The sequence below is a fragment of the Bradyrhizobium sp. Arg237L genome (assembly GCF_029990105.1).
Classification (GTDB): domain Bacteria; phylum Pseudomonadota; class Alphaproteobacteria; order Rhizobiales; family Xanthobacteraceae; genus Bradyrhizobium.
This window is the reverse complement of the sequence record NZ_JAQMIL010000058.1, coordinates 55,197-62,351: the sequence shown is the minus strand read 5'-3', so window position 1 is coordinate 62,351 and position 7,155 is coordinate 55,197. Positions and strand designations below refer to the sequence as shown.

The 7,155-nt window shown below is 61.8% G+C and carries 10 protein-coding genes and 1 tRNA gene; 4 read left to right on the top strand and 7 right to left on the bottom strand.

The genetic code is table 11. The features are described from left to right. Positions 1-91: 91 nt before the first annotated feature. Positions 92-631 carry a tetratricopeptide repeat protein gene (locus OZ411_RS29960; protein ID WP_282530846.1) on the bottom strand — a complete coding sequence of 180 codons (540 nt, stop codon included), beginning with the start codon at positions 629-631 and terminating at the stop codon, positions 92-94. 281 nt (positions 632-912) lie between these two features. Between OZ411_RS29960 and OZ411_RS29955 the strand changes: the two genes are divergently transcribed. The 4 genes from OZ411_RS29955 (at position 913) to OZ411_RS29940 (ending at position 3,205) form a co-directional block, all read left to right on the top strand. Further along, on the top strand, positions 913-1,191 hold the full coding sequence (locus tag OZ411_RS29955; protein ID WP_207234660.1) for a hypothetical protein: 279 nt from the start codon (positions 913-915) through the stop codon (positions 1,189-1,191). Positions 1,192-1,402: 211 nt separating this feature from the next. Continuing rightward, positions 1,403-1,831 (top strand): hypothetical protein, encoded by a 429-nt coding sequence (locus OZ411_RS29950; RefSeq protein WP_282530845.1) that lies wholly within the window; start codon positions 1,403-1,405, stop codon positions 1,829-1,831. 265 nt (positions 1,832-2,096) lie between these two features. After that, positions 2,097-2,813 (top strand): outer membrane protein, encoded by a 717-nt coding sequence (locus tag OZ411_RS29945; protein WP_282530844.1) that lies wholly within the window; start codon positions 2,097-2,099, stop codon positions 2,811-2,813. A gap of 152 nt (positions 2,814-2,965) precedes the next feature. Further along, positions 2,966-3,205 (top strand): hypothetical protein, encoded by a 240-nt coding sequence (locus OZ411_RS29940; RefSeq protein ID WP_282530843.1) that lies wholly within the window; start codon positions 2,966-2,968, stop codon positions 3,203-3,205. Here OZ411_RS29940 and OZ411_RS29935 read toward each other — a convergent pair. From OZ411_RS29935 to OZ411_RS29910, 6 genes are all read right to left on the bottom strand, one after another. Then, positions 3,182-3,481 (bottom strand): hypothetical protein, encoded by a 300-nt coding sequence (locus OZ411_RS29935; RefSeq protein WP_282530842.1) that lies wholly within the window; start codon positions 3,479-3,481, stop codon positions 3,182-3,184. The genes OZ411_RS29940 and OZ411_RS29935 overlap by 24 nt on opposite strands. Positions 3,482-3,834: 353 nt before the next feature. Continuing rightward, on the bottom strand, positions 3,835-4,260 hold the full coding sequence (locus tag OZ411_RS29930) for a hypothetical protein (protein WP_282530841.1): 426 nt from the start codon (positions 4,258-4,260) through the stop codon (positions 3,835-3,837). A gap of 154 nt (positions 4,261-4,414) precedes the next feature. Beyond that, positions 4,415-6,280 (bottom strand): acyltransferase family protein, encoded by a 1,866-nt coding sequence (locus OZ411_RS29925; RefSeq protein ID WP_282530840.1) that lies wholly within the window; start codon positions 6,278-6,280, stop codon positions 4,415-4,417. A 210-nt stretch (positions 6,281-6,490) separates the two neighbouring features. Next, positions 6,491-6,682: a hypothetical protein gene (locus OZ411_RS29920; protein WP_282530839.1), complete on the bottom strand. Its 192-nt coding sequence runs from the start codon at positions 6,680-6,682 to the stop codon at positions 6,491-6,493. Between the two features lie 43 nt (positions 6,683-6,725). Continuing rightward, positions 6,726-6,878, bottom strand: a complete 153-nt coding sequence (locus OZ411_RS29915) for a hypothetical protein (protein WP_155255128.1) — start codon at positions 6,876-6,878, stop codon at positions 6,726-6,728. Between the two features lie 102 nt (positions 6,879-6,980). Next, positions 6,981-7,055, bottom strand: a tRNA-Thr gene (locus tag OZ411_RS29910). Between the last annotated feature and the right edge of the window lie 100 nt (positions 7,056-7,155).

Genomic DNA, 7,155 nt, shown 5'->3' with positions numbered 1-7,155 from the left:
TGACAATCCAGATAGTCGCTCATCCGTCGCGCATTTCATGCGCGCCACCTTCTCCCACAAGGGGAGAAGGGACGAATGCGGAGCACCGGCCTCAATACACCAGACCGGTGCCGGGCGGCTTCTCCAGCGCGGCGGCGAGCGAGCGGTATTCCTCGCTGTTGGTGCCGGCGAGCTGGGCGATGCGGTTGAGATGATACTGCGCCTGGTCGCGGTTGCCCTGTTCGACCTGCCACAGACCGTAATACTGCCAGGTCTTGACGTGGTTCGGATCGGCCTTCAGCGCGCGCTCGTACCAGACTTGCGACAGCTTGTAGTCGCCGAGCTTGCGATAGGAATAACCGATCAGGTTGGCGACGGCGGCGGTGTCGTCGCGGTGCAGCGCCTTCAATTGCTCGATCGCGTTCGCATAATCGTGACGGTCGTAGATCGTGGCGTAGGCGGAACGATAGCCATTCTCGAAGGCGGCCCGTTCGACGCTCGGGCGGATCTCCGACCTCTTCTTGCCCTTGGGCGGCGGCGGCGGGGGCGGATCGTTATCCGGCGCGGCATAGACCGCTGTAACGACGGGCGCTGCCGCAAGCGTCAGCGACAACATGGCGAGCGTCAACAGCCTGATCGCGAATTTCTGCATGCCTCTCTCCTGATGGTCAGCCCGGCGATCCTATAACCGCGGCCCGCTTCCTTGAACACCCGGTGCTCGGAAACATTCCCGATTCGGCACGCCATTTTGAAACTCACGCCTCGCAGACGTGACGCAGTCACGGACATGAACAGGATGTCATGGAGATGAACGAATTCCGTCCGCGCGTTTCAGCGTGGGTTCAGCGCCGCCGACCTAAGGTCATCGTCACTGATCGGCGAGCCCGGCCATCCGACCGGAGGTCTCAGCGATCCCTGGAAGAGGAGACAACCATGCTCAAGACCATTTCCGCGGCGCTGCTTGCGGTTTCCGTGATGGCCGCGCCCGCGTTTGCCGGCAACTATGGCAAGACGACCCACGCGCCGGTGATCAAGTCCGAGCTGGCGAAGCCCAAGGCGCTGAATGCCAATGCCAAGATGGTGCGCCACCATCATAAGCACCAGCGCTACGTCCGCCATCATGGCCACCACAAGCACATCGGTGTGATCAAGACGCATGTCACGCCGAAGGTCGCGGTCAAGCACATCGTGCGGCCCGCCAAGCGCGGCTGAACCCTGGCTTTCACGACTGGTCCGTCCGCCGCGGTTTTGATCCACATTGCCCCACCGCGCCGGCGGATATCAGGCCCACCCACGGCCATTGCATCCCCAATGGCCGTGGGATGGTGCATTGAGCCGACGCCGAGATCCGAATTCCCTTTCGCCGCTAGCCAGTCTAAGAAACCGCCGGGACCGATGCAGTCGACTTTGGGGCGAAAGGAACTTGGGGAAGAAAGCAAGACTTACGGCGATCCTGCTGTTGCCGATCGCGCTCGCGGCCTGCTCCGCATTGAGCAGCGACGACAACAGGTCGATCAGTTTCACCGATGACCGCGGTGTCGCCGACCAGCCGTATCCGAAGAATTACCGCGTCGAGACCGTGGCGTTCATGCACACCTATCTCAATGATCCCACCGGCGTGCGGGACGCAGCCATGGCCGAGCCGGTGCAGCGGACGGTGGGCGGGCGGCTGCGCTACATCACCTGCCTGCGTTTCAGCGCCCGCGACTCGGACGGCGCCTATCGGCCGACGCGGGAGCGCGCGATCGTGTACGTCGATGGTCGGCTCGACCGTATGATGGAAAATGCCGCCGAGCCTTGCGCCGGCGCGACCTACGCGCCATTTCTAGAGCTGGAGAACATGTCGCGGTAGCGCCGGTTCGGTGGCCGGAGGGTTACCGGGATCGGATCACTTTTCGGCGAGGGTTGAACCTCGGCTTAGTCAGATTCGACATCCGTTCTGGTGGCCGGCTCCGGATTAACCGGAGGAAAATTCTTCCATGCAATGGAACCAACGGGTGATGTTGCGGCGCTGTCACGGTGACGAACACGTGATGCTCTGGCGGTGCCCCAAAGCAACCTAATTGAAGTCACGTTGTTTGGATTGATGTCGCGACGTGAGTAAATGGGGAACTACCATGAAGAAGTGTTTGCTTGGCGCAGTCGCCCTGGCCGCATTCGCCGGCCCGGCTTTTGCGGCTGATATGCCGGCACGGCCCTATACCAAGGCACCGCCGGCCTATACGGCGCCGGCGTTGGTTTACAATTGGACCGGTTTCTATATCGGCGGACATATCGGCGGCGGCTTCACCGACGGCAACAATCTGCTGGGCAGCGACGCGCGCTTCCTGGGCGGCGTGCAGGGCGGTTTTGACTATCAGTTCGCGCCGAACTGGGTGGCGGGCGTCGAGGCGCAATACAGCTGGCTGACGGGCGCCAGCAATAATGGCTTCGTGTTCCCCGCTGGAACGGTGGTAACGGGCAACACCGACCAGCTCGGCTCAGTGACCGGCCGGATCGGCTACACCTGGGGCCCGGCGGTGCTCTACGCCAAGGGCGGTTATGCCTGGCGTGAGAACAGCAACATCGGCGTCGCCTTCGCCGGCGTGCCGCAGCCCTTCACGACCGACGGTAACCGCAAGAATGGCTACACCGTGGGCGCCGGTCTCGAATACATGTTTGCGCCGAACTGGTCGGCCAAGGCCGAGTACCAGTATTACAATTTCGGCCACACGACCTTCACCTCCGGTCCGGCCGAGATCGTCGGCTCCCGCTTCCGGGACGACGAGCATACGGTCAAGGTCGGCGTGAACTACCGCTTCGGCTGGGGCGGGCCGGTCGCTTCCAAATACTGATCGCGGGTTTCCGCGGGGGCGAGGGCCGGCTTCCCCGCCGGCCCTTTTGCTGCAGGGCTACCGGCACCGCGAAAAATAATTTTTGCAGTGCACGGAACTTTCACCCTCGATGGTTTATTATGCCGGCCGCCGGGCCAGGTGGACATACGAACATGCGTGCTTTTGCGTTAGGGTTGATTTTCTCTGCGGCGATATCGCCATGCCGTGCCCAGACCGTGCTGAAATCCGAGCCGCTGATTCTCGCGCCCTACGAAGTCGCCTTTGTTCAGGATCCGGCCTGCGGGGTTGGCAAGGTGCTCAAGGTCACCGGCGCGATCAGGGGATTGCACCGGCGCAAGGCGTGCGTGACGCTGGCCTCGGAGCAGGCCTCACTGGTGAGCGCGACGCCGTAAGGGTTCTTCCTGCGGCGGCTCGGGCGGCGAGAGCTGTGGCTCGATCCGCGCCTCGCGTTCGGCATCGGCCTTGTTCTTGGCGGGGTCTTCGTTCGGCTCCGCCTGGCAGGGCCTGATCTCGTAATCATTGTCCAGGACCGGCCGCGGGGCGGCCTTGTCATCCTCCGTCGCCACGTCCACGACCAGGCCGCTCTTCCGGGCGACCTTCCAGACATCCGCCTCAGTCGGATAGGCCTTGCTCAGCTTGGCGTCGTTGGAAAACAGCGCGTAGGGCATTCTTATTCGCGGCTCCGCAAAGGCAGTCAACGCCGACCCCGCCCCCCGAGTTTCAGCGTCGCCAACCGTCTTGTTTCACGCCCAGGTGAGGGCGTCCGTCACCCCATCTTGAGTCCCTAATAAGTGGTGAATCCCGCAAAAAAGAATCCGCAAGACTCCGGTGCTAGAATCGCCGGATGGTCCAGGCCATGACAACGGTTCTGCACACATCCAGCGAACGCGTGCATGTCACGCTCACTGTGGCGCTGTTGGTCGCCTCCGTGGCCAATATGCTGCTGGTATGGGCCTGGCTCTGACCGTCAAGACGCTAGCGGGACAGTCGGGGGACTACTCTATTCGGTGGAGCGGGGCGGCTAGGTGCCCTCGCCGAGGGTGGCGCGGACCTTGGCCATGGTGGCACGGCAATATTCCTCGCGCTCGCGGGTGAACCGCTCCTGGTGCGCGCGGAAGCTTGCCACCCGGGCACGGATTTCGGACTGGAAATCGGCGGGGAGGTCGAGACCCGCGATCTGAGGCGGCTTCGCCTGAGATGGCCTTGCCTCAGGGTGCATTGTCCGAGCGGGCATCGTCTGAGCGGGCTTGGGCGGGACGGCGACCGGGATCGCTGTCGGCTCGGCGAGCACGGCTTCGACGTTAACCACGGCGGTGGTTATGGTCGCGCGGACGGTCGTTTCGGTGGCCGGCGACAACAACTCGGCGTCGGGCTTCTTGCCGGTCACCGATTGCACGAACGCCATTGTCTGAGCGATCAGGAGATCGCGTTCTTTCATCCATTTCATGGCACACCTCGGCCTCATTCGACTGCAGCAAAGGTTGCCTCCGGAATCAAGCATCCCACGTTATGGCAGTCCCAATTTCCACCGAGGTGACAAAAGAGTAACACCGCGTCAATCGGAAGAGATCGTTTACCATAACAGGCCGAAGCCGCTGTCCTCACGGGCGCGGTGGAAACGGCAGCAATTCCTTGCCGATCGCTCTGATCAGAAACTTCGAGCCGGCGTCGGAGAGGTGCACGATATCGGTTATCAGGACTTGGTTGGCGTCGGTCCCGATTCCGGTCAGACAGCCCGCAGCATTGCACAGCGTATGCCAGGCCGAGATGTACTCGATTCCTTCGGCTTTGCTGAAAGCCTCCATCCGCTGATCATTGTCCAAGCCCGATACACCCACCGCGATCCTCTCCGGAATCTCGTGCCAAGCCCGGTAGTGATTGACGAGCGTATGGGGAAGCGTTCGCTTCCAGACCGGCAGTGGACCCAGGATCACGATGCGCCGGACCTTGCTGGCGCGCAGCCGTGCGATCGTCTCGCGCAACTTGTCGAGATCGTTGTTCGTGCCCCACATGGCATGTAGCAGCACGATATCCGGATGCGCGGACTGAAGAAGGCCGAACGCGATGCGATGAACCTCGTCGCAGCGCGCATTCGCGCCCGAATCCAGGATCGGCGCGCAGCCCGGTGCGCTGAACCTCGCCAGCCGGAACGATCCGCTCGCGGCCTCTGCTTCCTTCAAGCCCGGATAGAGCGCGGCCGCGGTGGAATCGCCCCACAAGAATACGAGCGGCTGCGGTCCTTGCTCGATGCAGTCAGCGTTGAATTCAGCGCCCGGCGTTTCGAGGAAACACTTATCGCTAAATCCCGCATTGTCCTTGGCCTGGGTCCGCGCGATCGCCTGCACCTCCACAGGAAAACGAAAATCGAATCCGGCCGCGGCGATGGTCACGAGACCGGCAATGCCCACCAGGGCGAGACCGAGCGCTAGTCTCTTGACTGCCCGGTCGTAGTGGCGAAGCGGAATTTCGACAAAGCGGAATGTCAGCCAGGAAAGAATCACGGAGACGGCGACCGCCGCCCAGATCTCCATGACGTTCGGCACGCCGTTGCGCAGAATGCCGAGATAGGACAGGACCGGCCAATGCCAGAGATAAAGCGGATAGCTGATCAGGCCGATCCATACCATTGGTCGGTTCGACAGCAGCATCTTGTTCACGGCCGAATTCGGCGTGGCGATCAGCAATACCGCGCCGAACACCGGCAGCAGGGCGTAGAGGCCCGGGAACGCGCTGGTGCGATCTAACAGCAGCGCCGGACCAAGGATCGCGGCAAGGCCCACCAGGGCAAGATACTCGCCGATCCGCTTGTCCCAGCTAACGCTCTTCCGTACGACCAGGTGGGCAAGAAGTCCGCCCGCGAGCAACTCCCAGGCGCGCGTGAGCGGTGAGTAGAACGCGACGGTCTCGTAGCCGAAGAAGATGCTCAGGCTGAACGCAAACGAGACCAGCGCGATGAGCGCGATCCATCGGCCGCGGATTGCGGTCGCGGAGAGAAGAAGGATCACCGGCGGCCAGAAGATATAGAACTGCTCTTCGACGCCCAGCGACCAGAGATGCAGCAGCGGATTGTCCGCGGCGGCAGGCGCGAAATACCCGGTTTGCCTGAGCTGGAACAGATTGGCCGCAAAGGCGACGCCGGCGGCAATGTTCTCGCCGAGCAGCACGAATTGATCGGGCAGCAGCGCGAACCATCCAACCAGATAGGTCGCGGTAAGCACGACGACGAGGGCTGGAAAGATGCGGCGAACGCGCCGCGCATAGAAATCGGCGAAAGAGAAGGTGCCGACATCAACCTTCGTCAGGATGATCCGCGTGATCAGGAAGCCGGAGATGACGAAGAAGACGTCAACGCCGATGAAGCCGCCCGGCACCAGCCAAGGCTGTGCATGATAAGCGACGACCAGCAGAATGGAGATTGCCCTCAGCCCGTCGATATCGGGCCGATAAGCCGTTTCGTGATGCGCCATTGTGCGGATGATGTACCCGGTCCACGGCGACGCCGCCAGAGCGGGCAGGGGGCCGCTTCATCACGCATCAAATGTTTGTGGCCCGCTTACGGCTTCGTGACCGGCGTCTAGAGCATTTTCGGTTCTGATGGAATCAGAACCGAAGCTCTAGATTCTTGTTTTGACGCGTTTTCTTCACGCGAACCGGTGTCCACTTCGCTCGAAAACGCTCTAGCTCGCGGGAAGTGGTGTTGCGGTCGTCTCGGCCAGCCGTTCGGAGGCCTTTGCTTCGATCAGGTCGGCGTAGCGGTCATATTCATCGGCCATTTCGAGCAGTTTTTCGCGAACGTCTGCATCAATGACCTGATAGGCCAGCCGCTTCGCTTGCTCGGATTGAAACCGGTAGTGCTGTGTGTCGGACATGTGGCACCTCGAACGTATGTCCGGCCCGAACCGCAAAGGTTCATCAGGCAGCGGCAGGCTTCTTGTCCTGTCGAATCTCGACGTCGAACCAGCCCATCTCCTTGAGTTCGTGCGCTTTCTTCAGCGCGGCATCCTCACTCTCGCGCCTTAGGATGATCTGCCCCGTGCCGTCGCGGGCGTAGATGAAATAAGTCATTCTTAAAATCCTGTTCGGCTGAAATACGCGCGCGGTCCGCCTCGACAATGGAAATGGCTTGAAACGATCTTGGCGCAAAACACGGCGCTTTGATGAAGCGGATGGTGCCGGCTGAGGGGATTGAACCCCCGACCTTCGGTTTACAAAACCGCTGCTCTACCGCTGAGCTAAGCCGGCAATTTCGGCCGCTCGCATATCAGACTTGACGGCGCAGGGCCAGAACCTGAGGGCAGCCAGGCGAGACCTGTGCAGGAAAAAGGCGGCCGGGCAGCCGCCT